This window comes from Streptomyces sp. NPDC001530, from assembly GCF_042894545.1.
Classification (GTDB): Bacteria; Actinomycetota; Actinomycetes; order Streptomycetales; family Streptomycetaceae; genus Streptomyces.
The window spans coordinates 196,373-220,690 of the sequence record NZ_JBIAVS010000001.1 but is presented as its reverse complement, the minus strand read 5'-3'; the positions used below and the strand labels follow the sequence as shown (position 1 = coordinate 220,690).

The window sequence follows — 24,318 nt, the reverse complement described above, 5'->3', positions numbered from 1 at the left end:
GCCAGGAGCCGGACGCATGGGTTGTGGTGCTCGTGGTGCCAGCGCCTGCCTGGCTCAGGCAGTACATCAACCGTTGCAGGTAGTCGTCGAAGGCTTCAATCGCGACGCCTTCAAAGGTCCGTCCGCCGTGTTGTTCCAGGTCGAGCTGTCCTTCGAGGGTGTCGTTGACCGACTCGATCAGCTGACGGACCTTCTTGAGCATCGGTTCGCCGAGGCGCTTCCCATCCCGCTTGAACGACGGCCGCAGCAACTCGATACCAAGCTGGGAGAGGTCCTTCTCGAACGACCGGGTTAGCGAGGCCAAAACCTCGCGCCCGCCGATCTTCGGGTTGGCCAGCGCCCACATGATCGGCATTCCCGTCGGCGTGCAGACCAGGTAGAGGCGAAGGCCCCAGAAGAAGAAGGAGTGGGAGGCGCAGTAGCCGTAGCCGGCCCAGCCCGCCAGGTTGGAGCGCTGGACGGTCGGGCGGGACATGCCGTACGGGACTGCGGTGGAGTCGGTGATCTACACGGTGTCCGTCCAGAGGTCGCTGTCGATGGCCAGCTCCCGGATCATGCGCTTGACCAGCGGCAGAGGGCCCGCAGGCGCTTGTTGTACCCCGACTGGTGGGGCAGCCAGGGGAACAGGCCGGACAGCCGCTCGCGGGCGGAGCGCAGCCATCGCGCCTCGGAGTGGTGGCCGGGGAGACCCTGGGCCACCGCCAGGCAGACGAGTTGGGAGTCGCTGATACGGGGCGGTCGCCCCATCCATCGTGTCCCTCCGATCTCGTCGTCGATCTTCACATGCCGTGCGGTCATCAGGGTCTCAAGGTCTGTCGTCACCGACAGATCATTGAGGTCCTCGCTTCTTCTGCGGCACGGGACTTCGGGTGAGCAAGGTCGAGGGGTCTCGCTGTGCGGCGACGACCTCGTGCACGTTCAGGAGAAAGCGCTGGATTGTTGCCAGCTCAGCGTCGGAGAAGGCCCGTGTCGCAGTGACGACCTCCGTGATCAGCGGGCCGAAGAACAACTGTCCGAGGGTGACTGCCCGATCGTCGACCTCGAGCAGCACACGGCGTCGGTCGCGGCTGTCTCGTGTGCGCCGCACGTGGCCGAGCCTCTCGAGCCGGTCGACAAGGGCCGTGGTGCCCGCAGAGTTCAGGCCGAGCTGCCGCCCGAGCCAGCCGGGCGTCGCGAGCGTGTGCGCCCGAGCGGCATCCAACAAGCAGATCAGGGCACGAACGTCGGTCGGGTGCAGGCCGTTGCGTTGCGCGAACTCGGCTCCGAGCAGGTCGAGTTCGACGGTGATGGCACGTAGCTGATGCACAACCCGCAGCCCGGGCTCTCCTTCATCCATGTTGTTCCGCCCTTCCATGATCGATCCAGCATGCATAGTATCTCGTTCGACGAGATACTTGCTCAGCGACCTATTTCTCTGAGGGCGTCCCATGGCAGAAGACCTGACTCACTTTCTGGCGGTGTACGACGCCGTCCTGGACCACTGGCCCGTGCTCGTCGACCGGATGGACCTGACGTCGGTGTACGGCACAACCCGGGTCACCGCGTGCGGCCCCGTGGGCGGGGAGCCGCTGGTGCTGCTGCACGGTGGCGGGGCCACCTCGGCAGTGTGGTTTGCCAACGTGGCCGACCTGAGCCGCACCCGACGCGTCTACGCCGTCGACCGGATCGGCGAGCCAGGCCGCAGTCTGCCCGGGGGCCGCCCCGTCCGGTCCGTCGACGACCTTCTCGACTGGCTGGACGGCGTACTCGACGGCTTGGGCCTGGACCGCGCCGACCTGTGCGGGCACTCCTACGGCGGATGGATCGCCCTCACCTATGCGCTGCGCACGCCGCAGCGGGTCCGCAAGCTCGCTCTCCTCGATCCCACCCAGTGCTTCGCTGGATTCAAGGCTGGGTACCTGCTACGCGCCCTTCCCCTACTCATCCGGCCCACCGCCCAACGGGCCCGCGCGTTCCTGGCCTGGGAAACCCACGGCGCGGAAGTCGACCCCGCATGGCTGGACCTATACGCGCTCGCCGCCGAATTCCCGGGCACGAAGGTCGTCGTGGGCAAACGCCCGAGGTCCCGGCAACTGCGAGGCTCGACCATCCCGACGCTGGTGCTGCTTGCCGGCGACAGCAGGGCACACGACATTCGGCGCGTCGAGGCGGCGGCGCGGCTGCATCTGCCACACGTCGAGACCGCAGTACTCCCCGGCCTGTCGCACCACAGCGTTCCGTTCGCCCGGGCCGCCGCACTCAACAGCATGCTCCTGGACTTCCTCGGCAAGCCCTGAACCGGGGCGGGAGGTTCCGCATCATTCCGAGACTCAGCACCGCCGGAGGCTGGAAGAAGACATCGGACTCACTCACTACGGCGGTGTGGCGGTCACCGGCCGGGGCGACCGAGGCTCGCAACGTCGTGACCGTTCCGGTGGCGCCTCATGCGTGACGAGTGGTGGTTGCCCTCTGGGGCGACGGAGGATCACAACCACATGTCGACGGCGATATGGGCGTCGTCCAGGCCTGGCGGACGCCTTCCCGGGCGATCGAGGATTGCAGCCCCGTGTCCCATCCCCTGCAGGAGAGGTGAAACCAGTTGGCGGTCCGTCTCCAAGGCGACCGAGGTGTCGGCGACGCCTGAAGCGTGGTTCGCCGATTGCTGTCGCCGGCATCCCGGAGATCAGCTGCCCACGAGGTGGGGACGCGCTCGGCAATCCTCAGTCCTGTCGGGCCTGGACGGGCTGGTCCCCCCTCGCAGCCCCCAGGAAGGCGAAGTTGTTCATGAAGAAGGCCGGACGCAGCATGGTTGCGCGCACGAGTTCGGCAATGTACTTCTCAAGCTGGCCCTCACGGGAAACGAGGCGCCGCTGCGATCTACGCAGCGGGACCTGTCCAGTCTGCCCGCCGCGTTCAGTTCAGACGGGGCCGGCCTCCCCGCCCGGTCCCGCCGCCACAGCGCCAGGTCCATGGCGTCCAGCACGAGTTTGGCGGGTTTGCTGGTTGCCGCGGACCAGCCGGCGATGGCCTGCGAGAACACGTCCACGACGAAGGACCGGATGCCCGGGGGCTCAGTCACGGCGCCCGCCTTTGTCCGCGTACCGCGGGGCCCGCCGGGCGAGGCGCGGCACGGCGGCCCCGGCCCGTGCGGGCCGATCAGAGTCCTCCGAGCCGCGGGCCCTCGGCCCGCCCGTGCGCTGACGAGCGACGAGCCGCGCCCAGGCATGTCAACCACGCGCCGAGGTCACCGTCGATCCGTCGGCCCTGCGTCGGGAGGCCGCCGGCCAAATTGCTGCCTTAAGCAGACAGATTGGGGGAAGGCGCCGGTCGCGTGTGAAGCTCCGGGGCAGGCCATCGCACGATGCACCCGTGGCGGGGACACCAGGTCCACCAGCCCACGGTGCGGACACCACCGCGACAGCGCCCAGCGCTGTCGCCGGACGCACAATGCTCAACGGCCAGTGGGCCAGGGCCGTCACGTGTCCGGGCTGGCGGTCCTCCCCGTGGCGCCGGCATGCATGACAACTCAGCGTGCTATGCCGTTTCACCGCCGACGATCATCCGTGGCGCGCCGCCGCCGTTGTCGTCGGGACGCTCCGGTGCCTCCTCGGTCAGGTGACGCGGAGGGCGCCCCCGGAGCAGACCCTCGTCGCCTGGTGCTCGCGCCCGCAACTCTCGCCCCAGGGCCCGTTGACATCCTCACTCTTGAGGAATAGGACAAAAGGCGTAGAGCGTATGAAAGTGTGCGCTCCGGATCTCGTTGGCTCCCATGTGACCGACGCCAGGACTCCTTAACTCTGCGCCGTGGGAAGGAGGTGAACACATGAGTGACACCGAACAGGAACCCGAGGCGACCCCGACTGAAGGCGAGGAGCCAGCAGTCGAGGCGGCGGAGGCCGCGGAGGCGGAAGCTCCCGCGACCGGTGAGACTGCGGAACCCGAGGCGACCCCGGCTGAAGGCGAGGAGTCGGCAGCCGAGGCGGCGGAGACTGCGGAGGCCGCGGAGGCGGAAGCCCCCGCGACCGGCGAGGCCGCGGAACCCGAGGCCGCTCCGACTGAGGGTGAACAACCCACAGAAGAAGCGGAGACGGAGGAAGCGGAGGCGCCGACGGCCGAGGGTGAGGAGTCGTCCGAGGGCGAGTAAGGATGACCGTAACCTGGCAAGGGGGATATCAACTGATAGGTCCCTTTCCATGCGGCCGGAGGAGAATGCGCCAGCTGCGGCATTCTTCTCCGGCCGCATTGTTCGTTCGCCTCGCCGCCCGCGCGGGGAGCCCGCGTGCAGGGACTGTTCAGGCACACCTGGCACACGTCCGCTGCGGGCGAACGCCGGCCACCGGCTTCCTCGGTGCATTCGGCAGCTGGCTGCGGTTGCGAGCAACCCGTTGCGCTCGCCGCTCGCTTGCTCCTGCACGGTGGCCGACAGCATGCCCGACCCCGGGTGGTGTAAGCGCGGCGTCGCTGACGTGGCCGTCGCCATCGGCATCGCGTGACGGTCTGTGGACCGCTACGTCATTCCCCCGCAGAATCGTCAAGATTCCTCCTCATGGGGAACCCGACGCTGCTCCAGCACGGCAGGAGGGCGCCGCTCCGGGCCGCCCGCCCACTCGGGACACCGCTCAATGAACGCATGGGCAGGGACGGCGACACTCCCACTGACGGTGATACTCCCACTGGGAGTTGCATGACCACCGACAACAGCCGGGCGAGTGCCATCCCTGCGGGCCACGCAGCGATGATGCACGGTCTGGCCCTCGAAGGCGCGGCCGACCTTCCCGTCACCGTTCGGACAGCGGGAAGATCCGACGGAGGTGACCTCCTCGTCCTGGCCGAGGACCCGCCGTGACGTTGATGAGAGACTGGCCTTCTTCGTGCCAACGGGATACGGCGGTGTGACTTGACGTCATCCCCTCCATCTCGGGGGCGAGCGCCTGTGCGTCTGGTGCCAGGTGAGGGGGTATCAGGGCGGGCAGCGCGGCGAACCAGAACCGGTCGACGGGCTCGTAGCTGACCGTGTTCATCGAGTTGCCGACGCAGCGTTCCCATGCCACAGCACCTGTGCCTCTGCACCCTTCACCAGGTCGCAGCACGGCAGCACCCAGGGGACGGCCGGCGACTGCCGGCGACAGCCGGACCACCTGGTACCCCGGTGAGACGATCATGCGGACCTGCCCCCAACCAAGCGCGGATGCCTGCCTCTTCTGGCGCGATGACTTTCCGAGCCCCCCTTCAGCGTTCCGGGCCGGTCCCCCTCCTTGTTGGCCTGCGGCGGCACCCGGGGCGACTCCTTCGGTGGCGCAAGCCTGGTCGTGAGGGAAGGGCGGTCAGCGCGGTTCGTCGACGATGACCGTATGTGGGCCACCGTGCGGTGGACCGCGCCGGATGGCTCCGCCCGCACCGATCAGACCAAGGTGCCCCGCGACACCGTGAAGGCAGTCCGGCCACCGTGTGGACGGACCGGCAGGGCCGGTTGACGTCGAAGCCGCTCAGCCCCGCGGAAGCGCAGTTCCAGGCGACCTGGGCGGGCACACTGGCCGTAATCGGCGTTGGTAGCGCCGCGATCGGGAGTGCGCAACTCGTGCGCGGACGCCTGGAGCGCCGACGCCTGGAGGAATGGGCTGCCGAATGGCAGCGGGTCGGGGGGCGCTGGGGCCGGACGAGCAGTTGACCTTCTAACTTCAGTCTCCCCGGATGATTGTGCGTGGCGCAGGGGCGGTGACATCTCGCGGGCTTCGACCAGTCCGTCGGTGTACAGAACAGTCCGTCGGTGTACAGAACAAGCAGGCTGCCTTCGAGCAGCTGGGCCCCGGTGGCTTCGAACGGCAGGCCGCCCACGCCCCGTGGGGGACCGGGTGCCACGCGGAGGAAGTCAATGGGGCCGTCCGGAGTGACGGCTGCCGGGGGCAGATGGCCGCCGCAGGCCAGCGTGCAACGGCGCGAGGCCGGGGCGTAGACCGCGAGACCGGGTCGTAGACCACGTACGGGCACGTTGCGCCGACCTCCGCGACCGATTCGATCCCCTCTCAGCTCAGGTCACCGTCCAGCGTGATCGAGGCACGCTCACATCCGCCTGAGTGGCGGGGAAAGACCGATGCCGAGGACGCCACGGTTCGCTCGGGGGCGTCGCCCGTTTCCGCACGGAGCCTGGCGCTGGACGGGCTGTCGCGCGCCCCTGTAGCCGCCGCGGACGCCGTACGGCCTTCCTGGCTCCCCGCCGTCCCTGTTCCGGGAGCCGTCCCCGTTTTACGGGCGCGGGCGCCGGTGCGTGGGGCCGCGCGGAGTGGCGCAGGGCTGTGCACGCCTTGCCTGCGCCGTGCGCCCGGCGCACGCTGGTGGGTATGGGTGCTCACGACGGCCCCACGCTCATCACGTCCGTGCAGCGGGCCTTCCGCTTGCTGGAGGCGGTGAGCGCGCACGAGAACGGTGCGCCGGCGAAGCAGCTGGCACGGGAGACGGGCCTGGCCCTGGCCACCGCCTATCACCTGCTGCGGACGCTGGTCCACGACGGATACGTGCGGAAACTGGACGACGGCGGGTTCGTCCTGGGCGACAAGCTGCAGGCGCTGCACAGCGGGGGCCACGGGCAGGCGCTGCTCAGCCGTGTCCGTCCCACGCTCGCCGCTCTGCGGGACGACCTCGCGACCCCCGCCTACCTCACCTTCTACGAGGAGGGCGAGATCCGGGTCGCCGAGATCGTCGACAGCCCCCGGACGCCCCGCGTCGACCTCTGGGTGGGATTCGAGGACGCAGGGCACGCCACCGCGCTGGGCAAGTCCGTGCTGCGAGAACTGGACGACGACTCCCGCAAGGACTACCTCTCCCGGCACCCTCTTGCCGAGCTCACACCGCGGACCATCACCAGCCCACCGGAACTGCTCCGGCGACTCGACTCCTCACCCGCGGCCCCGGCGGTCACGGACCTGCAGGAGTACGCCCTTGGCACGGTCTGCGTCGCCGTGCCCGTCTACAGCGGGGACACGCTCGGCTCGCTCGGCGTCTCACTGCCGGCGGACCGGTTTTCCCGACTCGAGGAGATCCGGGCGCGGCTGATCTCGACCGCGAGTCGCGTGACCAGGAGCCTGTCGCTCACTATCTGAAAATCCTCTCCTTGTGGCGCTCGAATCGAACGCCTTTCCTGGATGAAACAGACATTTCACGAGTGCACAGGTGAGGACTGCGGACGAAACATGAGTCAGGCCCGAGACCATGGTGGCGACCACTGGCCCACGAGGCCGTTCAGGAACCGAGTGGCCGGTCCTGGGACGGCGGCCCGGAAACGCGCCGCCGCACATCTGGCCGCAGGTACGCCCGTACTGCCCGTACTGATCGTCTCCGTCGTCGTGCTCGTCGACCTCGTCGGCGGCGCCGGGATGATCTGGCTGCCACTGCTCGCGGCCGGGCCCGCGCTGGCCGCCACCACCAGCGGGCCGCGCGGAGTCTTCTGCGTCGGCCTCCTCGCCGCGGTGCTGAGCGCGGCGCTCGGAACCCGGGACGGTGTTCCGGGCTGTGAGCTGGCGGCCGTCCTGTCCGCCCTGGTGGCCGTCACTCTGGCGAGTGGCCTGGCCAGCGCGCTGCGTGGACGTCGTGAACGGGTGCTCGCGGCCGTCCGCTCGGTCGCGGAGGCCGCCCAGCAGGCGCTTCTCAAGCCCGTACCGGCGACGGTCGGCCCGTTCCAGGTGGCTGTTCGCTACAGCGCCGCGGCGGCGGAGGCCCGTATCGGCGGGGACCTCTACGCCCTGGTGCCCACCCCGTACGGGGTCAGGCTGATCGTCGGCGATGTGCGCGGCAAGGGGTTGCCGGCCGTGGGGACCGCCGCCCTCGTGCTCGGTGTCTTCCGCGAGGCCGCCTACGACGAGCCCGATCTCCTCGCCGTCGTCGACAGGATCGAGCGGAGCCTGGCGCGCAACCTCGGTAGTGACGACTTCGTCACCGCCCTGGTCGCCGGATACCCGCAGGCAGGGCATTTGGAGGTCGTCAACTGCGGACACGCGCCCCCGCTGCTGGTCGGCGAATCCGGAAGCGTCGTGGCGGTCGAGCCCACCCATCCGGCCCCGCCCCTCGGGCTGCGCGCCCTCACGGGCGAGACCCCCAGCCTCCAGGTGCTGCCCTTCGCCGACGGTGATCAACTGCTGCTCTACACCGACGGGGTCACCGAGGCCCGCAATCACGGCCTTGAGTTCTACCCGCTCGCCGAAGGGCTGGCGCGCCACGTGTCCGACGAGCCGGCGCGCACCCTCACCGCGCTCCATGACGAGTTGCTGGCGCATGTGGGCGGCCACCTGCACGACGACGCGGCCCTGCTCCTGCTCCGCAAACCGGCCCTGTCCGAACCAACCATTTCCGAACCGGGCATTTCCGAACCGGCGTCCGACCCCGGTCGCGGCTCTTTCTCCGTCTTGCCCCACTCCCGCTCCCGGTCCTCCGTCACGGGCGTGGGCGGCGGAAGGCAGGCTGCCGGGACGACCGACGGGGCGGCGGACCCAGGTGACCCCGGCGCCGCCTTCACCTCAGGGCTCAGCTCCCAGCGGCTGGAGAACGGCCGCCGACACCCCCTGCCGAACCAGGCCTGACCAGCAAGGCCGCGCATTCTCACGCTCACGCCGCGACCCGCGCACTCTCACATGCAGTAGTGCATTCTCATGCCGCGACGAGATCGGCCCACCGGGTAAATCCGCCGGAGTGGACGTGTATGCCGTGCCGGGTCGCGAGCGCGTGGACGATTTCCTCGCCCCGGCCGTGCTCGTCCGGGTCGAACCCTGCGGGCGACTGCCCCGCCGCAAGTGCGGGTCCCGCGTCGGTGACCTCGACGCGCAGGGTGCCAAGCCCGTCGTCCCGGACCCATGACAGCCGCAGCTCCGCCGGGGGCAGGGCGTGGACGAGCGCGTTGGTGAGGAGCTCCGACACCACCAGAAGTGCGTCCTCGACAATCTCCCGGGACACGTTCCAGTCGGCGAGGACTGCCCCCACGCGCCGGCGTATGGCCGAGACGGCCCCGGTAACGGGGGGCAGGGGACAGACGTGTTCGACTTCCTCTCGAAGCATCGTGTCGAGCTCGAGCTGTATCGCCATCTGCTCTCCTCCGGTGAGCGCTGTCGGCCGAATGCCGGGCCTCAGCGCGCCGTGCCGGGCCTTCGAGCACGTTATGGAGCGAAACAAGGCCCGGTCAATGAATGGCGGTCGGCATTACCGAACGAGACCGCCCATCTGGTGATGAAGCGTCTACCTGTACGTAAAGCGGACCCTCGATGGCGGTAATAGGCTCGTTTCATGGCCGGCCCAGTCCAGTCGATCGAACGGGCGGCGGCGATCTTGCGCCTGCTCGCCGGTGGGCCCCGCCGACTCGGGCTCGGCGAGGTGGCGGCCTCGCTCGGGTTGGCGAAGGGCACCGCCCATGGCATTCTGCGCACGCTTCAGCATGTGGATTTCGTGGAGCAGGATCCGGCGACCGGAAAGTACCAGCTCGGGGCCGCCCTGCTGCACCTGGGCACCAGTTACCTCGACGTCAATGAGCTGCGGTCGCGCTCCATCAACTGGGCCGATGCCCTGGCCGCCCGTAGCGGGGAAGCGGTCCGCCTGGGCACGCCCTTGGAGGGCAAGGTCCTCGTCGTCCACCACGTGTTCCGGCCGGACGACACGCTTCAGACCCTGGACGTGGGCTCACTGATGCCTCTGCACGCCTCCTCGCTCGGCAAGGTTCTGCTGGCCTACGGGACCGCGCCCGTCGAGCCGATCCTGGAATCGGGGCTGGAGGCGTACACCCGGCACACCCTGGTCGTCCCGGAGCAACTCACCCGGGCGCTCGCCGAGATCCGGGAGCTCGGATGGGCCGCCGAGGTCCAGGAAATGAGCATGGGCGAAGCCGGGGTCGCGTCGCCGATCCGAGGGCACGGCGGCCTGGTGGTGGGCGCCATCGGACTGTCCGGCCCGGTCGAAAGGATCTGTGACAGCCAAGGCCGTCCCCGGCCGAGCCTGATCACCCTGCTCCGTGAGGCCGCACGGGCGATCTCCCGAGACCTCGGCGCGACCCGCTGGTAGTCCCACCGCCTCCTCGACACATCGGAAGGCAGACCCGATCATGGTTGAACGGTATGTAATGTCCATCGATCAGGGCACGAATTCCACCCGATGCATTCTGTTCGACCACCACGGGCGGCTGGTGTCGGTCGCCCAGCGGGAGCACCAGCAGCACTTCCCCAAGCCCGGATGGGTCGAGCACGACGCCGTCGAGATCTGGCGCAATCTGCAGCGCGTCGTGCCGGAGGCCTTGTCCGAGGCCGGTGTCGGCGCGGAAGAGGTCGCCGCCATCGGCATCGCCAACCAGCGCGAGACGACGGTGCTCTGGGACCGGCGGACGGGCGCCCCGCTGGGCAGGGCGATCGTCTGGCAGGACACCCGCACAGCACCGCTCGTCGAGGACCTCAGACACCAACCGGGAGACGAATTTTTCCTTGAGCGTTGCGGCCTGCCCCCCTCGACGTACTTCTCGGCGCTGCGGATCCGCTGGCTGTTCGACCACGTCCCTGGGCTGGAACGGCGTGCCAAGGACGGCGAGGTGCTGTTCGGCACGATGGAGAGCTGGCTGATCTGGAACCTCACCGGGGGCGCGGACGGCGGCCTGCACATCACCGACGCCACCAACGCCAGCCGGACGATGCTGATGAACATCCGCAGGCTCGCCTGGGACGAGGAGCTTCTGGCGTTCTTCGGGGTCCCCCTCCTCATGCTGCCCGAGATCCGGTCTTCCGCCGAGATCTACGGCGATGCCCGCTCGGTCCTCCCGGGCGCGCGTATCACGGCCGCCCTCGGTGACCAGCAGGCCGCCCTGTTCGGGCAGACCTGCTTCTCCCCGGGCGAGGCGAAGTGCACGTACGGAACGGGCAGCTTCCTGCTGCTCAACACCGGTACCGATGTCGTGCGGTCCCGGCACGGACTCCTCACGACCGTCGCCTACAAGATCGGGGACCGGCCCCCGGTCTACGCGCTGGAAGGATCGATAGCCGTCACCGGCTCGCTGGTCCAGTGGTTCCGTGACCGCCTGGGACTCATCAGCAGCGCGCCGGAGATCGAAACCCTCGCGCGGACGGTCGAGGACAACGGCGGTTGCTACATCGTCCCCGCCTTCTCCGGTCTGTTCGCGCCCCGCTGGCGCAGCGACGCCCGCGGTGTCATCGTCGGCCTCACCTCGTACATCACCAAGGGACACCTGGCCCGAGCCGTCCTGGAGGCCACCGGCTGGCAGACGCGAGAGGTCGTCGACGCCATGAATGCCGACTCCTCCATCGCACTCAAGCAGCTCAAGGTGGATGGCGGCATGACAGCGGACAACCTGCTCATGCAGTTCGTGGCCGACGTGCTCGACGTGCCCGTGGTGCGGCCCATGGTCGCCGAGACGGTCTCCCTCGGCGCCGCCTACGCCGCCGGGCTCGCCGCCGGCTACTGGCCGGACCTGGAAGTCCTGCGCCGTAACTGGCACCGGGCCGCCCAATGGCTGCCGGACATGGACCCCGGGCGGCGGGAGTCGGAATACGACAACTGGCAACGAGCCGTCGAGCGGTCGCTGGGGTGGATCAAGCCGAGGTCCACGTGATTCCGGGCCGAACCCTCGATCTCGCGGGGGCGAGGGCCGGGCTGGTACCGCTCACACGGACTCACGTGGATGCCTGGTCGCTGTCCTTCATCGCACCCCAGCCGTGCCAGCGCTCGACCTCGATCCAGGCGCTGACCCGGGCGCGCACCCGGTCCGGATAGGGCTTGCCGGTGTAGTGCTCGGCCAGGCGGTCGATCTCGGTCAGGCCCTTGTCCGCGTACATCTCGACGACGCGGCCGATGAGCGTGACGTGCGTGTACCAGTTGTCCCCGTCGAGGACGGTGAAGGTCACGCGCGGGTCGCGGCCCAGGTGCTTCAGGCGTACGCGGCCCTCGTCCAGGCTGATCAGCACACGGCCGTCCTCTCAGAGGTACCAGGTGGGAGCGGAGACGGGCGTGCCGTCCGCCCGCAGGGTGGCCATGACACAGGGGTGGGGGCGGCGCAGCAGTGCGTCGGCCTCGGGCGGCAGCGGCGGCTTGGACATCAGGACTCCTCGGTCTCAGGCGGAGGGCCGCTCGTCGAAGCTGGCGAAGTAGGCGGCGGCCATGTCCTCGTCGGCGTGGCCCTGCGCGGCGGCGCGCTCCAGCCGCTCCGCGCTCGCGGCGGCCACGTCGAGGCGCACCCCGTGCTGCCGGCCGGCCTCGACGATCAGGCGGGCGTCCTTCGCGGCCGTGGCGACCGCGAACTGGGCCGGCGAGAGCTGGTCGTTCAGCACGAGCCCCGCCTTGGCGCGCAGATACGGCATGTCGAGCCCGCCGCCGGCGATGGCGTCGAAGAAGCTCTGCGGGTCCACGCCGAGAGCCCGGGCCAGGGCCAGGACCTCACCGGCGGCGTTGGTGGTCGCGATGACCCAGCTGTTGGCCACCAGCTTCAGGCGGGTAGCGGTGCCCTCCGCGCCGTCCTCGCCGGTCCACACCGTACGGGCGCCGACGGCATCGAGGACGGGGGCGACGGCGTGCCGGTGCCCGCTCGGGCCGGCCGCCAGGACGAGCAGCTGCCCGGCCTCGGCGGGCTGACGGGTGCCGAGCACCGGGGCGTCGAAGAAGACCAGGTCGTGCTCGCGGGCGAAGGCGGCCAGTTCGCCGATGGCCTCGATGCCCGCGGTGGTGGACTGCACCCAGGCGGCACCGGGGCGCAGGGCATCGGCGGCCTGTCGCATGACGTCCAGGGCGGCGGGGCCGTCGTAGAGCATGGTCAGGACGACGTCGGCGCCCCGTACCGCCTCGGCGGGGGTGTCGGCGATGTGGACGCCGTCGGCGGCGAGGGGTTCGGCCTTGGCGCGGCTGCGGTTCCAGGCGCGGACGGTGTGCCCGGCGCGGGCGAGATTGCGGGCCATCGCGGCCCCCATGATCCCGGTGCCCAGGACACTCACGGTGAGCTTGTCGGTCATGACGTCAACTTCCTCATGCATGCGATGCGTCGGCGGGTGCGCGAATCGGGGACGGTACGGCACCGGGTGCGCCGCGACGGCATGGGCACACCCGGGGGTCGCTCACTTGGCGGCGGCGCCGACGAGGCCCTCGAGCCAGGCCTGGTGGCCGTTGAGCATCGGGTTGGGCCGCTCGTCGGCCAGGGCCGCGGCGGGCCGGCCGATCTGGGTCTCCTGGGTCAGGATCCGCACCCGGCCGCCGGGCAGGTCCTCCACCAGCCACGCGTGCAGCACGTCGAGCTGCTCCTCCGGTTTGCCGTCCTGCTGCGCGGTCCACGACAGTCGGCCCGGGACGCCCTCGGCGGGCGCCTGGAACTCGACGACAAGGGCGTCCAGGGGAGGGAAGCCGAAGGTACCGAAGCTGAAGTGGATGTCGTCCTTGAGCTCGGGGCCGCCGCCCTGCGGGAAGGAGATGTCGGCGACGTTGTCGTAGTACGCCTCCCACTCCGAGGTGTCGACGAGGTAGTGCCAGACGGCAGAGGCGGACAGACCCCTGACGATGACCTCGTTGGAGACGAAGTTGTCGCCGGTGCCCGGGAGGTAGCGCTCGGGCCAGTTGATCGCGTTCTGCGTGGTCATGGGAGTCCTTTCAGATTCCTGCGTACGGCGCGGGGTGCGGAGCTCCTGGCTGCATCGTTGCCGCTCATATGGGGTGCCGCCACCTGGCGACGTCCTCGACTGTAGGCCCGGCGAACATCGGAAAACCAATAGAGGAGCCGATATCTGCCATCGGCCTGCCGATGTGAGAGGTCGCTACGCTGGTGGGCATGGACAATCGGACACTCGACAGCGCCGGGACCGGGATCACCGGCAGGCAGATTCCGGCGCACGCGGATCTGAACCTGCTGCGCACCTTCCTGGCCGTCTATCGCTCCGGTTCCTTCACGGCGGCGGCCCCCCTGCTTGGGCTCTCCCAGCCCACCGTGACCGCCCAGATCCGCACCCTGGAGCAGCAGACGGGGCGTGTGCTGTTCACCCGGCTCCCGCGCGGAGTGGAGCCCACGCCCCTCGCGCACGAACTGGCCGACCAGGTCGCCGGACCGCTCGACGCGCTCGCCGCCCTCGAAGGCGGCAGTGGCCCGCTCGCCGGGCAGCGTGCCCCCGTGCACCTCGCGGGCCCGTCGGAGCTGCTGTGCGTCCGGGTCCTGCCCGCTCTGGTCCCCCTCGTGGCCGAGGGCGTGCAGTTGCGCGTCACCCAGGGACTGACCGAACCGCTCCTGGAGGACATGCGCGCCGGGCAGCACGACCTGGTGATCGCGACCCGGCGGCCCCGGGGCCGCGCGCCGGCCTCCGTGCCCCTGGCGGACGAGGAGTACGTACTGGTCGCGGCCCCCAGCTGGGCGCGGCACATCCCCGAGCACTCCTGCGCCGACGAGCTCGGTGCCGCGCTCCGTGACGTCCCCCTGGTCACGTACGCGGAGGACCTGCCCATCGTGCGCCGCTACTGGCGGACGATCTTCGGCAAGCAGCTCACCGCCCGCGCCGCGGTCACCGTGCCGAACCTGTACGCCGTTCTCTCGGCGGTCAACGCGGGCGGCGGCTTCAGCGTGCTGCCCCGCTCACTGTGCCAGGAGTACCTGGACTCGGGCCGCCTCGTCCTGCTCCACGACCCGGAGGAACCGCCGCTGAACACCCTCTTCCTCGTCCAGCGCTCGGGCGCCGACACCAACCCGGACGTGATCCGCGTCCGCGAGGCTCTCCAACTCGCCGCGCGCTCCTGGTAGTTACGGGAACACGGCCGCGGGACCATGACAACCCTGGGGCGTAGCCGCTTTTGCGGGCGAAGCCAGGGTCCGTCATTTCGACGATCCCCTTCTCATACGTGAGGGGCTCTCATACGTGAAGGGCGAATTTCCCTGAGCGGAGCTCTGATCACATTCCATATTCGGCCGACTGCCCGGCGTCACGTCATCAGGGCAATTGTTGAGGGGGCCGATTACCAGGAATATGATTCCTTTGTGCTTCGGACAGGAGGCACGTCCGTGGGAGCCGGCATGTCGGGCCGCGGGTGTCTCGACCGGTTCGCGTGCGCGCCTCCCATGGTGACTGTCCACTCAGCACCCCACGAGGGAGTTGTGAGCACCATGCGTGGCACGGTCAACACGAAGCATCACCCGCACGACGACGCCCCGGACACCGGGGCAGCCTTCGACCGGCTCTGCGCGTTGCCCGACGGACCCGAGCGACAGGCGCTGCGCGACGAGATCGTCCGCTCCTGGCTCCCCATGGCGGAGCGCATCGCGGGCCGGTACCGGGGCAGAGGCGAATCCATCGAGGACCTGAGCCAGGTCGCGGCACTGGGCCTGGTCAAAGCCGTCGACCGGTACGACCCGGCCCGGGGCAACGCCTTCGAGAGTTACGCGATCCCCACCATCACGGGCGAGATCAAGCGTCACTTCCGCGACCACATGTGGATCCTGCACGTGCCGCGCCGCGTCCAGGATCTGCGCAGCCGGGTCCGCGCCGCACTGAAAGAGCTGCACCAGACGACCCCCGGCCGACAGCCCACCATCGCCGAGATCGCCGAGTGGGCGCACCTCGGCGAGGACGACGTACGCACAGCACTGGAGGCCCTGGACAGCTTCGCCGCCCTCTCGCTCGACGCGGAGCTGCCGGGCAGCGAGGACGGATACGCCCTCGCGGACGCACTGGGCGAACTCGACGCCGGCTTCGACCTGGTCGTCGACCGGGAGGCCGTGAAGCCCGCGCTGAGCGCGCTGCCCGAGCGTGAGCGGACCATCCTCTACCTACGGTTCTTCGGCGGTATGACACAGAGCCGCATCGCGGAGCAGCTCGGCATCTCCCAGATGCACGTGTCCCGGCTGATCAGCGATTGCTGCGCCACGCTGCGTGAGCAGGTGCTCGCCGATGCGGCGTAGCTGCCGCGACGGTCGCAGGTGCTCGCCGATGCCGCGCAGCTGCCGCGACGGTCAGCGGTCCTACCCGGCCGCCCGGCCGAGTCTCCTCGGTCCGGGAGGTCGGGGGCGAGCTCACTGCCGAACCCTCCCGGGAATGGTTGGCCAGCCTCTCGCCTTTCTCCGAACTACCGGGGCGGACCGGATCCAAACACTTTTCGGGGTTACGGAGCGGGCGGAGCGTCCGGGATCTGGGTGGGCCCGTATTTGTCGAGCGTGTCCTCGAGGACGGCGCAGATATCGGGCGGCAGCTCTCCCCTCTGCCCCCAGACAATGATCATCTCCGCGATGGTGCGCAGCTTGATGTTCGTGTGCTGGGAGACCTCCCGGAGAACGGTCCACCCTTGATCGGGTGTCACCCGCCCGAGGGCGACCATCATGCCGATCGCCTGGTCCACGACGGCGTGCGAGGTGACGGCTTCCTTCAACTGGTCTATTTCCTCCCGCAGCTCGACGATCTGCTCCCTCTCCTCGGCGGGCGCTGCCGACTGCTCGGAGGCGGACTCCTGGGGGGCGCCGGATGGCGGCTCCTCGCTTCCCGAACGGGCATCCTGGTTCATCGTCCCCTCCGGGGTCGGGCCGCGTCCTTCGAGTACATCGTCGCCACTCGACGGCGCGTGTGCCAGCGCGGGGGGAGGGACACCCGCTCGGGCGGGCGCCCCTCCCCGGATCTCCGCGGATCTCCCCGGATCTTCTCGATATTCTCGATCTTCTCGGATCTTCCCGGACCGAGCGTCCGGTCACGCGGCGAGCGTCACCGCCGCGACCGCGGGCGTCCGCAGGGTGCGCCGGGCTGTGAGCAGGCTGGTCCCCAGCGTCACCGCCGCCGCGACCGCGACGACGGCGAGCCAGATGCCCGGGACCTGGCTCGACCAGGTCGTGTCCGTACGGACCAGGGTGAACGGGAGGATTCCCGCGAGCCCGGCCACGGTGCCGAAGAAGACACCGGTCACCGTCAGGATCACACCTTCCGCGCCGACCATGGCGAGCACCTGGCCCGGCGTCGCACCGGCCAGCCGCTGCTGGCCGAACTCCCGGCTGCGGTAAGTCGTCGCCGCGTACAGCGAGTTGATCAGCATGATGCAGGAGAAGACCACGATGATGCCGACGACCACGAGGTTGAGGGTCTCCAGGTTCTTGGCGTCGATGGACTTCGGTACGCCCGAGGCGTCGATCGCGTCGTTCTCGACCGCCTGCATGGACAGCGTCGCCGTCGCCATGCAGGTGAACAGGATCAGCGGCATCAGGACACCGGACAGGGCGTCGGCGCGCCGGCGCAGGTTGCGTACGGCCAGATAACCGCTCGGGCCCGCCAGGGGAAGCCGGGCGAGCAGGCCCTTCAGCAGCCTCGGGGACAGGAGCGCGAACCCCACCGACAGCAGGATCGCGCCGTACGCGGGAGGCGCCATCAGCCCGGCGTCCTTCGCGGAGAGGACGAAGGTCGAGCAGACCGCCGCCAAGCCGACGACCAGCGCCGCGTACGCGAGGAACTTCCGTGCCCCGCCCCGGGGTTGACGGCGGCGCGTCGCCCGCCGCACCGCGAGGAACGCCGCGCCCGCGCCCGCGAGCACCGTGATGTCGATGCCCGACATCAGGGCGATGGGACCGAAGGAGTAGTCCACGGACCGCTCCACCTGACCGCTGTCCTGAAAGACGTCCAGCAGGGCGCGCCCGCCGAGCATCGCCGGACCGATCGCCAGCACCGCGCCCACCAGCGCGACCGCCGCCGACTCACCGACGACCATCCGCTTGATCTGCGCCGGAGTCGCTCCCGAGCAGCGCAACAGCTCGATCTCGGCGCTCCGTTGACGGACATTCACCGTCAGCGCGGAGGCGACCGCGAAGAACACCAACAGGGTGCCGTAGCCGCCGACGACGCTCGCCGCGGTGGACAGCGACTCCGCGCTCACCGAGTCCACGCCGGGCTGCCCGGCCGTGTCGTGCATCGAGTTGAACGTCATGATGATCGCCGCGCCGAGGAACGCGGACAGCAACGTCGCCGTGAAGCGACCGGGGCGCTTGCGGATCGAACGCAGGGCCAGAGCGAACATGACTCACACCCCCAGCAGCGCGTCGTCGCCCAGGTGCGCCAGGCGCTCGGCCACCGCGTCCACCGTCGGCGCGTGCAGCTCGCCCGCCAGCCGTCCGTCCGCGAGGAACACGACGGAGTCGGCGTACGAGGCGGCGACCGGGTCGTGCGTCACCATGACCACGGTCCTGCCGTGCACCCGTACCGCCTCCTGGAGCAGCCGCAGCACATCCCGCGCGCTGCGTGTGTCCAGCGCGCCGGTCGGCTCGTCCGCGAAGATCACCCGAGGCTCGGTGACCAGCGCACGGGCGATCGCCACGCGCTGCCGCTGTCCTCCGGAGAGCTGGTCGGGCAGATGGCCGAGCCGGTCGCCGAGACCGACGGCCGTCAGGACCTCCCGGGCCCGCGCACGGTCGACGCGCCGACGGGCGAGCTTGAGCGGCAGAACGGTGTTCTGGGCGACGGTCAGCGTCGGCAGCAGGTTGTACTGCTGGAAGACGAAGCCGACCCGGCGGCGCCGGAACTTCGTCAACTCGGCCTCGCCGCCGCCCGTCATCTCCGTACCGTCCACCATCACGATGCCGCTGTCGGGCCGGTCGAGCCCGGCCGCGCACTGCAGCAGCGTGGACTTGCCCGACCCCGAAGGCCCCATCACCGCGGTGAACGTGCCCCGCGCCAGGCTCAGCGTCACCCCGTCCAGGGCGGTCACGGCACTCTCCTCGGCCCCGAACGTCTTGCTGACCTTGATCAGCCGCAGAGCCTCGGGGGCGGGTCCCGAGTCGTTCGTACGCCGCGCTTGGCGAAACATCGTCATCACTCTCCGTCCGGCACGCCCTGTGCCTCGCCCAAGACGCTACGGAGCGCCGGGGCCGGCCACATGGGGCGCAGAGCCCGTATTCCGGGGTGTACTCAGCGACACCCCGTACGCCCTGCACCCCGTACGCCCCAATCCCGTACGCGCTACACCCCGTAAGCGAGGCACCCCGTACGGGCCACCAGAATGCGCCGACCCCTGCCTGCCCCCGATGGAATGGACGCGTGACCGCGCCCCCGGACGACTGCCTCGCGCGCAACGAATGGATCTGCGGGCTGTACCTGAGCACCCGCCGCCAGATCCTCCTCGACGCGGTGGTCCAGCACCTGCAACTGACGGCGGTCTCCGTCCTGATCGGGCTGGTCATCGCGGTGCCGCTGGCCGTACTCGCCCGCCGCTGGGGCTGGGCGGCCGGTCCGGTCCTCGGGGTGACCACGATCCTCTACACCATCCCGTCGCTGGCGATGTTCTCGCTGCTCCTGCCCGTGTACGGACTCTCGGCCGCGCTGGTCGTCGCGGGCCTCGTCCTCTACTCGCTGACCCTGCTCGTACGGAACATCCTCGCGGGCCTGCGTGCCGTCCCCGAGGAGACCCGGCAGGCCGCGCGCGGCATGGGATACGGGCCCATCCGGCTCCTGCTCACCGTGGAACTGCCGCTCGCCGTGCCCGCCGCCATGGCCGGGCTGCGGATCGCCACCGTCTCGGCCGTCTCGCTGGTCACGGTCGGCGCGATCGTCGGCTTCGGAGGGCTCGGCAACCTGATTTACGCCGGCATGAACACTTACTTCAAGGCCCAGGTCCTCACCGCGTCCGTGCTGTGCGTCGTCATCGCCGTCGCCGCGGACCTCCTCCTGCTGGGCGTGCAGCGGCTCATCACCCCCTGGACCAGGGCGGCCCGAGGATGAACACCCTGACCGACGCCTGGGGCTGGCTCACCGACTCCGCGCACTGGTCGGGCGACGACGGCGTCTGGCACCGCCTCGCCCAGCATCTCGTCCTGACCGTCGTCTGCCTGATCATCAGCTGTCTGATCGCGCTGCCCGTCGCGCTCGTCCTCGGCCACCTGGGCAAGGGCGGCGCCCTCGCCGTCAACATCTCCAACGTCGGCCGCGCCGTCCCCACCTTCGCCGTGCTGGTGCTCCTGCTGCTCACCCCGCTCGGCAAGTGGGGCGAGGGCCCGACCGTCGTCGCGCTGGTCCTCTTCGCCGTGCCACCGCTGCTCACCAATGCGTATGTCGGGATGCGCGAGGTCGACCAGAACGTGGTGCGGGCGGCCCGCGGGATGGGGATGACCGGGCGACAGATGCTGTTTCACGTGGAACTGCCCCTTTCGCTCCCGATGGTGCTGAACGGGTTGCGGATCGCCGCCGTCCAGCTCGTCGCGACCGCCACCATCGCCGCACTCGCTGGCGGCGGCGGGCTCGGCCGGATCATCACCGCGGGCTTCAACCTGGCGAGTACGCCTCAGGTCGTCGCCGGTGCCGTGCTGGTCGCCGTGTTCGCGCTGATCGTCGAGGGGATCTTCGAGGTCGAGGAAAGGCTGGCGCCGCACTGGACGAGGGGCCCGCGGTGAGGCGACGCATCGCACTGGCGTCCCTGGTTTTCGTCAGCGGCTGCACCACCGGCCCCTCCCTGGAGACCCAGGGCGCGGTCACCGCCTCGCCCGGCGACAGCAGACATCTCACCATCGGCTCGGCCGGCTTCACCGAGAGCGACCTGCTGGCCCAGATGTACGCGCTGCTGCTGAACCAGGCCGGCTATAAGACGTCCCTGCTCACCGTCGCCAACCGCGAACTGTACGAACCCGCCCTGGAATCGGGCCAGATCGACGTCGTCGCCGAATACGCGGCCACCTTCGCCGACTGGCTGAACGCCAAGACCCATGGCGCCGACGCACCGCCCGTCGGCTCACCCGACCTCGACGCCACAATGGCCGCCCTGCGCAATCTGGCCGTGCCGCGCGGCCTCACCGTCCTCGACGCCGGCAGGGCCGTCGACCAGAACGCCTTCGCCGTGACCGACGCGTACGCCCGTCAGCATCACCTCAAGACGCTCAGCGACCTGGGGAAATCCGGCCTGAAGGTGCGGCTCGCGGCGGCCGACGAGTGCGTGCAACGCCCGTACTGCGAACCCGGGTTGAAGAAGACGTACGGCATCGACATCACCGCCGTCGACCCGAAGGGCGTCGGCACCACCCAGGCGAAGCGCGCCGTGCAGAACGGCCAGGACCAGATGGTGCTGACCACCACGACGGACGCGACCCTCGACGAGTTCGGCCTCGTCCTGCTCGCCGACGACAAGCACCTGCAGAACGCCGACTACGTCGTGCCCGTCGTCAACCGCTCACGCGCCGGCAGCGAGCGCGTCACCCAGGCGCTCGGCAAGCTCAACGACGTACTCACGACCGCCGACTTGGCGTCCATGAACCAGCAGGTGGACAGCTGGCGACGGCTGCCGGAGGACGTGGCCCGCAACTATCTGAAGGACAAGGGCCTGCTGAAGTGAGGTTCAGAGGTGTGTCAGTGGTGCGCTGTACGTTGCGGTCATGGGGATCTATCTGGTCAGCGTCGGCGCGCAGGAGTGGTTCGACGAGAACGAGGACGGGCGGGGGGACGTCGCCTTCGCACTGAACGACGAGTTGAGACGACGCGGGCTGCCGCCGTACGAGTCCGTTCCCGAGGAGACGGAGTTCGTGCGTGGCTCCGGGCAGGCGTTCGAGGAGAAGCTGGTCCCTCCCATGGACGGATTCGGCACGCTGTGCCGGGCGCACCTGTCACGGGAGGAAGAGGCGACTCTCCTCGGCTGGTCGGTGCTGGTGCCGTTGTCGCTCGACGAGGAGATCTGGCTGCCCGTCGAGTCGTCCTACACGGAATCGACGATGGTCGCGGGTGCTCCTCAGGTCCTCGCCCTCGCGGAGCGACTGGCGGCGGCCATCGAGCTTCCGGACGACGAGATACCGGCGACGTGCGACAACCTCGATCTGACCACGTGGTTCCTGGACGGGCCGGCGAGGGAAGCGGCCGCCGCCGGGTCGGGACCGTGGACGGACGACCTCGACACGTGCTTCTATGCGGCGCTGTACCTGCGCGCCGCCCAGCACTCGCTCCGGCGCGGCTGCCCGATTGTCTACTGCTGAGGGCGCGGCACCGCGGTCAGGTCATGAAGGCCGGAGCCCGAGGTGACGGCTTCGTGACGTCGGTGACCGTACTGGTGCGGTCGGGCGGCTTCCCGGGCGGGATGGGTGCCGGTACACGTTCTCTATGGGGGACTACGGGGGATTCCGCCGGACATGGCGGCAGGCATTACGTGAAGCGGTCCTGGGGGCGCGCACCGACACCAAGGCCGACGGGCTGGCGAATCTCGTCGAGCCCGGCTGTGAGAAGGCGTACGAGCGGTTCGAACTCGTCTATTCCAAGCAGCAGGTGCAGCTTCAGCTGCTCTACGGCGAATCGCAGCGGGCCTTCGAGTCGCAGACCAGGCAGTCGCTCCGCATCACCGTGGGCAACGTGCTGAGCAACGTCCTGCGCGACGGGCGGCTGGCGGGCTCGGAGCCCAACCGCCATCTGGCCGACTATCTCAACAAGGAGATCTCCGGCCTGCGGGCGCGCATCGATCAGGACTGCGCGCTGGCGGTCAGCAGGGGCATCAACGTGGGGCTCAGCCTGGGCGCGCTCATCAGCGTCGTGCTGCTGATCGTGCCCCTGCTGGTGGGAGCGGCGGGGCTGCTCGACCTGCTGCGGGTCGAGGTGGGCTGCAGCGACCGCTGGAGTCTGATGGGGGCGTTCGTCTGCGGGGGAGTGGGGGCCTTCGGTGCGGTGCTCAGCGTCCTCGTGCGGCTGCGCAACAGCGGCGAGGAGCTGACGCGCCGCAGGACCAATGGTGACCGCGGTGCCGTCGCGCCCGGCCAGATGGCCCGCGGTATGCGCCACGAGGGCGTCTACCGCGTCTTCGTCGGCTGGATCCTGGCGCTGGCCGTCTACTTCTTGCTCAACGCCGGTTTCATCAAACTGTTCGAGATGCCCGCCACGCCCGCCGAGATCTGCGCGGCCAACCAGGACGGACAGAGCACCGCCTTCTGGGGATTCTGGTGCGCCGTCGGCTTCCTGGCGGGCTTCAACGAACGCTGGGCCTTCGGACTCCTCGACCGCTCGAACCGTCCGGAGCGCACCGCTCGCTCCACGGCTCAGGCGTCCGCCACCGAGTCGAACTCCACCTGACCCCGTGACACGCCCAGGGCGTCCGCGTCCACTGACCGCCGCAGCGCCTCGTGCAGCTTCGCCGGGGTCAGTACGCCGAGGAAACGCGCACCGTCCAGCACGGCGACCCAGCCCGCGTCGTGCTGGAGCATCACACCGAAGGCCTGCTTCAGCGGGGCGCCCACCGGCACCCAGGAGTTCATGTGGTGGGCGAGGTCGCCGACCGTACCGCCCGCCTCCAGCTCGTCGACGCCGACCCATCCGTGCAGATCGCCCCGCGTGTCGAGTACGACGGCCCAGCGGGCGCCCTCCGCGTGCAGCCGCGCGGCGGCCCGGTCGGCGGGCTCGTCGAGGCGCGCGATCGGCGGCTGCTGCAGGTCGTCGGCCTCGATCGCGGTGACCGACAGCCGCTTCAGTCCGCGGTCGGCGCCGACGAACTCGGCGACGTACGGCGTGGCGGGCGTGCCGAGGACCGCCCCGGGCGTGTCGAACTGCTCGATGCGCCCCTGCCCGTACACCGCGATCCGGTCGCCGAGCCGCACGGCCTCCTCGATGTCGTGCGTGACCAGCAGGACCGTCTTGCGCACGGCCTGCTGCATCCGCAGGAACTCGTCCTGCAGTTGCTCCCGCACCACCGGGTCGACGGCCCCGAACGGCTCGTCCATCAGCAGCACGGGCGGGTCGGCGGCCAACGCCCGTGCCACGCCGACCCGCTGCCGCTGACCGCCCGACAGCTGGTCCGGATAGCGCGGTCCGTACGTCTTGGGGTCCAGCCCCACCAGATCGAGCAACTCGGCGGCGCGTGCCCGCGCCTTCGCCTTCTTCCAGCCGACCAGCGTCGGCACGGTCGCCGTGTTGTCGAGGATCGTCCGGTGCGGGAACAGTCCGACCTGCTGGATGACGTATCCGATGCGCCGCCGCAGCAGCACCGGGTCGACGGTGGCGATGTCCTCGCCGTTGACGAAGATCCGGCCGGACGTCGGCTCGATCAGCCGGTTCACCATCATCATGGTCGTCGTCTTGCCGCAGCCCGACGGGCCGACGAGCGTGACGAGTTCGCCCTCGGCGACCTCGAAGGAGAGGCCGTCCACGGCGGTCGTGCCGTCCGGGTAGCGCTTGGTGACCTGATCGAACCGGATCATGCCCTCACGCTAACCGCGCGCGTCGCGCACCGCTCAGCAGTGGCGTCCCCTTGGGCGTGAACCACAGCTTCCGTTTTTGAAATGTTTCAAACAGGGTGCGGAACTCCTGGTCACGGCGGCCTGGGAAGTTCTGTTTGTTTCTGGGCGATGGTCATGCTGCCCGAGTTGTAGACACGTGTCACAGTCGCCACTATGGTCGGGCGCCGTTCGAGTGAATCGTTTTAATC

General features: G+C 69.7%; 24 protein-coding genes and 2 pseudogenes. 15 read left to right on the top strand and 11 right to left on the bottom strand.

Annotation, left to right across the window (positions count from 1 at the left end):
• The first annotated feature begins 16 nt into the window (after window positions 1–16).
• Entirely contained in the window at window positions 17–295 is a 279-nt protein-coding gene (locus tag ACFY0T_RS01055; protein WP_388863535.1) for a hypothetical protein, read from the top strand.
• A 257-nt stretch (window positions 296–552) separates the two neighbouring features.
• Here the strand turns inward: ACFY0T_RS01055 and ACFY0T_RS01050 are convergent, their stop codons facing one another.
• Window positions 553–822 (bottom strand): hypothetical protein, encoded by a 270-nt coding sequence (locus ACFY0T_RS01050; protein WP_388863533.1) that lies wholly within the window; start codon window positions 820–822, stop codon window positions 553–555.
• Between the two features lie 7 nt (window positions 823–829).
• The gene (locus ACFY0T_RS01045; protein ID WP_388863531.1) at window positions 830–1,354 is read right to left on the bottom strand and encodes a MarR family transcriptional regulator; all 525 of its coding nucleotides are present in this window, start codon (window positions 1,352–1,354) and stop codon (window positions 830–832) included.
• A gap of 73 nt (window positions 1,355–1,427) precedes the next feature.
• On the opposite strand from ACFY0T_RS01045, the gene ACFY0T_RS01040 reads away from it, so the two are divergent.
• The 3 genes from ACFY0T_RS01040 to ACFY0T_RS01030 all read left to right on the top strand — a co-directional run bounded on the left by ACFY0T_RS01040 (window position 1,428) and on the right by ACFY0T_RS01030 (window position 4,825).
• Window positions 1,428–2,276: an alpha/beta fold hydrolase gene (locus ACFY0T_RS01040; RefSeq protein ID WP_388863529.1), complete on the top strand. Its 849-nt coding sequence runs from the start codon at window positions 1,428–1,430 to the stop codon at window positions 2,274–2,276.
• A gap of 1,526 nt (window positions 2,277–3,802) precedes the next feature.
• Window positions 3,803–4,123: a hypothetical protein gene (locus ACFY0T_RS01035; protein WP_388863526.1), complete on the top strand. Its 321-nt coding sequence runs from the start codon at window positions 3,803–3,805 to the stop codon at window positions 4,121–4,123.
• Between the two features lie 540 nt (window positions 4,124–4,663).
• A complete protein-coding gene (locus ACFY0T_RS01030; RefSeq protein WP_388863525.1) occupies window positions 4,664–4,825 on the top strand; it encodes a hypothetical protein in 162 nt (53 codons plus the stop codon).
• 383 nt (window positions 4,826–5,208) lie between these two features.
• Here the strand turns inward: ACFY0T_RS01030 and ACFY0T_RS01025 are convergent, their stop codons facing one another.
• Complete coding sequence (locus ACFY0T_RS01025; RefSeq protein WP_388863523.1) at window positions 5,209–5,967, bottom strand: SpoIIE family protein phosphatase; 759 nt, start codon at window positions 5,965–5,967, stop codon at window positions 5,209–5,211.
• Between the two features lie 350 nt (window positions 5,968–6,317).
• Here ACFY0T_RS01025 and ACFY0T_RS01020 point away from each other — a divergent pair, with 350 nt between their 5' ends.
• A complete protein-coding gene (locus ACFY0T_RS01020; RefSeq protein WP_388863521.1) occupies window positions 6,318–7,076 on the top strand; it encodes an IclR family transcriptional regulator in 759 nt (252 codons plus the stop codon).
• Window positions 7,077–7,166: 90 nt separating this feature from the next.
• A pseudogene (locus ACFY0T_RS01015) lies at window positions 7,167–8,309 on the top strand (PP2C family protein-serine/threonine phosphatase); the annotation flags it as partial.
• A gap of 307 nt (window positions 8,310–8,616) precedes the next feature.
• Here ACFY0T_RS01015 and ACFY0T_RS01010 read toward each other — a convergent pair.
• Window positions 8,617–9,048 carry an ATP-binding protein gene (locus ACFY0T_RS01010; RefSeq protein ID WP_388863519.1) on the bottom strand — a complete coding sequence of 144 codons (432 nt, stop codon included), beginning with the start codon at window positions 9,046–9,048 and terminating at the stop codon, window positions 8,617–8,619.
• Between the two features lie 198 nt (window positions 9,049–9,246).
• Between ACFY0T_RS01010 and ACFY0T_RS01005 the strand changes: the two genes are divergently transcribed.
• Window positions 9,247–10,014 (top strand): IclR family transcriptional regulator, encoded by a 768-nt coding sequence (locus tag ACFY0T_RS01005; RefSeq protein WP_388863517.1) that lies wholly within the window; start codon window positions 9,247–9,249, stop codon window positions 10,012–10,014.
• Between the two features lie 40 nt (window positions 10,015–10,054).
• Complete coding sequence (glpK, locus tag ACFY0T_RS01000) at window positions 10,055–11,566, top strand: glycerol kinase GlpK (protein WP_388863515.1); 1,512 nt, start codon at window positions 10,055–10,057, stop codon at window positions 11,564–11,566.
• 61 nt (window positions 11,567–11,627) lie between these two features.
• Here glpK and ACFY0T_RS00995 read toward each other — a convergent pair.
• The 3 genes and pseudogenes from ACFY0T_RS00995 to ACFY0T_RS00985 all read right to left on the bottom strand — a co-directional run bounded on the left by ACFY0T_RS00995 (window position 11,628) and on the right by ACFY0T_RS00985 (window position 13,574).
• Window positions 11,628–12,050, bottom strand: a pseudogene (locus ACFY0T_RS00995) (PPOX class F420-dependent oxidoreductase).
• Between the two features lie 15 nt (window positions 12,051–12,065).
• The gene (locus ACFY0T_RS00990; protein ID WP_388863513.1) at window positions 12,066–12,956 is read right to left on the bottom strand and encodes an NAD(P)-dependent oxidoreductase; all 891 of its coding nucleotides are present in this window, start codon (window positions 12,954–12,956) and stop codon (window positions 12,066–12,068) included.
• Between the two features lie 102 nt (window positions 12,957–13,058).
• Window positions 13,059–13,574 (bottom strand): SRPBCC domain-containing protein, encoded by a 516-nt coding sequence (locus tag ACFY0T_RS00985; RefSeq protein WP_388863511.1) that lies wholly within the window; start codon window positions 13,572–13,574, stop codon window positions 13,059–13,061.
• A gap of 188 nt (window positions 13,575–13,762) precedes the next feature.
• Between ACFY0T_RS00985 and ACFY0T_RS00980 the strand changes: the two genes are divergently transcribed.
• Together ACFY0T_RS00980 and ACFY0T_RS00975 are read left to right on the top strand one after the other, a co-directional pair.
• Complete coding sequence (locus tag ACFY0T_RS00980) at window positions 13,763–14,719, top strand: LysR family transcriptional regulator (protein WP_388863509.1); 957 nt, start codon at window positions 13,763–13,765, stop codon at window positions 14,717–14,719.
• 360 nt (window positions 14,720–15,079) lie between these two features.
• On the top strand, window positions 15,080–15,874 hold the full coding sequence (locus tag ACFY0T_RS00975) for an RNA polymerase sigma factor SigF (RefSeq protein ID WP_388864190.1): 795 nt from the start codon (window positions 15,080–15,082) through the stop codon (window positions 15,872–15,874).
• Window positions 15,875–16,074: 200 nt separating this feature from the next.
• Here ACFY0T_RS00975 and ACFY0T_RS00970 read toward each other — a convergent pair whose 3' ends face one another.
• From ACFY0T_RS00970 to ACFY0T_RS00960, 3 genes are all read right to left on the bottom strand, one after another.
• Window positions 16,075–16,470: an ANTAR domain-containing protein gene (locus ACFY0T_RS00970; RefSeq protein WP_388863507.1), complete on the bottom strand. Its 396-nt coding sequence runs from the start codon at window positions 16,468–16,470 to the stop codon at window positions 16,075–16,077.
• A gap of 180 nt (window positions 16,471–16,650) precedes the next feature.
• Window positions 16,651–17,961 carry an FtsX-like permease family protein gene (locus ACFY0T_RS00965; RefSeq protein WP_388863505.1) on the bottom strand — a complete coding sequence of 437 codons (1,311 nt, stop codon included), beginning with the start codon at window positions 17,959–17,961 and terminating at the stop codon, window positions 16,651–16,653.
• Window positions 17,962–17,964: 3 nt separating this feature from the next.
• Complete coding sequence (locus tag ACFY0T_RS00960) at window positions 17,965–18,753, bottom strand: ABC transporter ATP-binding protein (protein WP_388863503.1); 789 nt, start codon at window positions 18,751–18,753, stop codon at window positions 17,965–17,967.
• A 224-nt stretch (window positions 18,754–18,977) separates the two neighbouring features.
• On the opposite strand from ACFY0T_RS00960, the gene ACFY0T_RS00955 reads away from it, so the two are divergent.
• The 5 genes from ACFY0T_RS00955 to ACFY0T_RS00935 all read left to right on the top strand — a co-directional run bounded on the left by ACFY0T_RS00955 (window position 18,978) and on the right by ACFY0T_RS00935 (window position 22,970).
• Window positions 18,978–19,658 (top strand): ABC transporter permease, encoded by a 681-nt coding sequence (locus ACFY0T_RS00955; protein WP_388863501.1) that lies wholly within the window; start codon window positions 18,978–18,980, stop codon window positions 19,656–19,658.
• Window positions 19,655–20,326, top strand: coding sequence for an ABC transporter permease (locus ACFY0T_RS00950; protein ID WP_388863499.1), 672 nt, complete (start codon window positions 19,655–19,657; stop codon window positions 20,324–20,326). The genes ACFY0T_RS00955 and ACFY0T_RS00950 overlap by 4 nt, the downstream gene beginning before the upstream one ends.
• The gene (locus ACFY0T_RS00945) at window positions 20,323–21,258 is read left to right on the top strand and encodes an ABC transporter substrate-binding protein (RefSeq protein WP_388863497.1); all 936 of its coding nucleotides are present in this window, start codon (window positions 20,323–20,325) and stop codon (window positions 21,256–21,258) included. Before ACFY0T_RS00950 ends, ACFY0T_RS00945 begins: the two co-directional genes overlap by 4 nt.
• Before the next feature lie 40 nt (window positions 21,259–21,298).
• Window positions 21,299–21,889, top strand: a complete 591-nt coding sequence (locus ACFY0T_RS00940; protein ID WP_388863495.1) for a hypothetical protein — start codon at window positions 21,299–21,301, stop codon at window positions 21,887–21,889.
• 124 nt (window positions 21,890–22,013) lie between these two features.
• Window positions 22,014–22,970, top strand: coding sequence for a hypothetical protein (locus ACFY0T_RS00935; RefSeq protein WP_388863493.1), 957 nt, complete (start codon window positions 22,014–22,016; stop codon window positions 22,968–22,970).
• Here the strand turns inward: ACFY0T_RS00935 and ACFY0T_RS00930 are convergent.
• Window positions 22,937–24,091, bottom strand: a complete 1,155-nt coding sequence (locus ACFY0T_RS00930) for a betaine/proline/choline family ABC transporter ATP-binding protein (protein ID WP_388863491.1) — start codon at window positions 24,089–24,091, stop codon at window positions 22,937–22,939. The two genes, ACFY0T_RS00935 and ACFY0T_RS00930, sit on opposite strands and share 34 nt — an antisense overlap.
• Between the last annotated feature and the right edge of the window lie 227 nt (window positions 24,092–24,318).

Coding starts and splice junctions, on each gene's coding strand:
- ACFY0T_RS00935 (WP_388863493.1), top strand. CDS start 22,014: ATGGGGGACTACGGGGGATTCCGCCGGACATGGCGGCAGGCATTACGT.
- ACFY0T_RS00980 (WP_388863509.1), top strand. CDS start 13,763: ATGGACAATCGGACACTCGACAGCGCCGGGACCGGGATCACCGGCAGG.
- ACFY0T_RS00950 (WP_388863499.1), top strand. CDS start 19,655: ATGAACACCCTGACCGACGCCTGGGGCTGGCTCACCGACTCCGCGCAC.
- ACFY0T_RS00930 (WP_388863491.1), bottom strand. CDS start 24,091: ATGATCCGGTTCGATCAGGTCACCAAGCGCTACCCGGACGGCACGACC.
- glpK (WP_388863515.1), top strand. CDS start 10,055: ATGGTTGAACGGTATGTAATGTCCATCGATCAGGGCACGAATTCCACC.
- ACFY0T_RS00970 (WP_388863507.1), bottom strand. CDS start 16,470: ATGAACCAGGATGCCCGTTCGGGAAGCGAGGAGCCGCCATCCGGCGCC.
- ACFY0T_RS01055 (WP_388863535.1), top strand. CDS start 17: ATGGGTTGTGGTGCTCGTGGTGCCAGCGCCTGCCTGGCTCAGGCAGTA.
- ACFY0T_RS00985 (WP_388863511.1), bottom strand. CDS start 13,574: ATGACCACGCAGAACGCGATCAACTGGCCCGAGCGCTACCTCCCGGGC.
- ACFY0T_RS01010 (WP_388863519.1), bottom strand. CDS start 9,048: ATGGCGATACAGCTCGAGCTCGACACGATGCTTCGAGAGGAAGTCGAA.
- ACFY0T_RS01030 (WP_388863525.1), top strand. CDS start 4,664: ATGACCACCGACAACAGCCGGGCGAGTGCCATCCCTGCGGGCCACGCA.
- ACFY0T_RS01045 (WP_388863531.1), bottom strand. CDS start 1,354: ATGGAAGGGCGGAACAACATGGATGAAGGAGAGCCCGGGCTGCGGGTT.
- ACFY0T_RS01020 (WP_388863521.1), top strand. CDS start 6,318: ATGGGTGCTCACGACGGCCCCACGCTCATCACGTCCGTGCAGCGGGCC.
- ACFY0T_RS00965 (WP_388863505.1), bottom strand. CDS start 17,961: ATGTTCGCTCTGGCCCTGCGTTCGATCCGCAAGCGCCCCGGTCGCTTC.
- ACFY0T_RS01040 (WP_388863529.1), top strand. CDS start 1,428: ATGGCAGAAGACCTGACTCACTTTCTGGCGGTGTACGACGCCGTCCTG.
- ACFY0T_RS01035 (WP_388863526.1), top strand. CDS start 3,803: ATGAGTGACACCGAACAGGAACCCGAGGCGACCCCGACTGAAGGCGAG.
- ACFY0T_RS00990 (WP_388863513.1), bottom strand. CDS start 12,956: ATGACCGACAAGCTCACCGTGAGTGTCCTGGGCACCGGGATCATGGGG.
- ACFY0T_RS00960 (WP_388863503.1), bottom strand. CDS start 18,753: ATGACGATGTTTCGCCAAGCGCGGCGTACGAACGACTCGGGACCCGCC.
- ACFY0T_RS00975 (WP_388864190.1), top strand. CDS start 15,080: ATGCGTGGCACGGTCAACACGAAGCATCACCCGCACGACGACGCCCCG.
- ACFY0T_RS00940 (WP_388863495.1), top strand. CDS start 21,299: ATGGGGATCTATCTGGTCAGCGTCGGCGCGCAGGAGTGGTTCGACGAG.
- ACFY0T_RS01005 (WP_388863517.1), top strand. CDS start 9,247: ATGGCCGGCCCAGTCCAGTCGATCGAACGGGCGGCGGCGATCTTGCGC.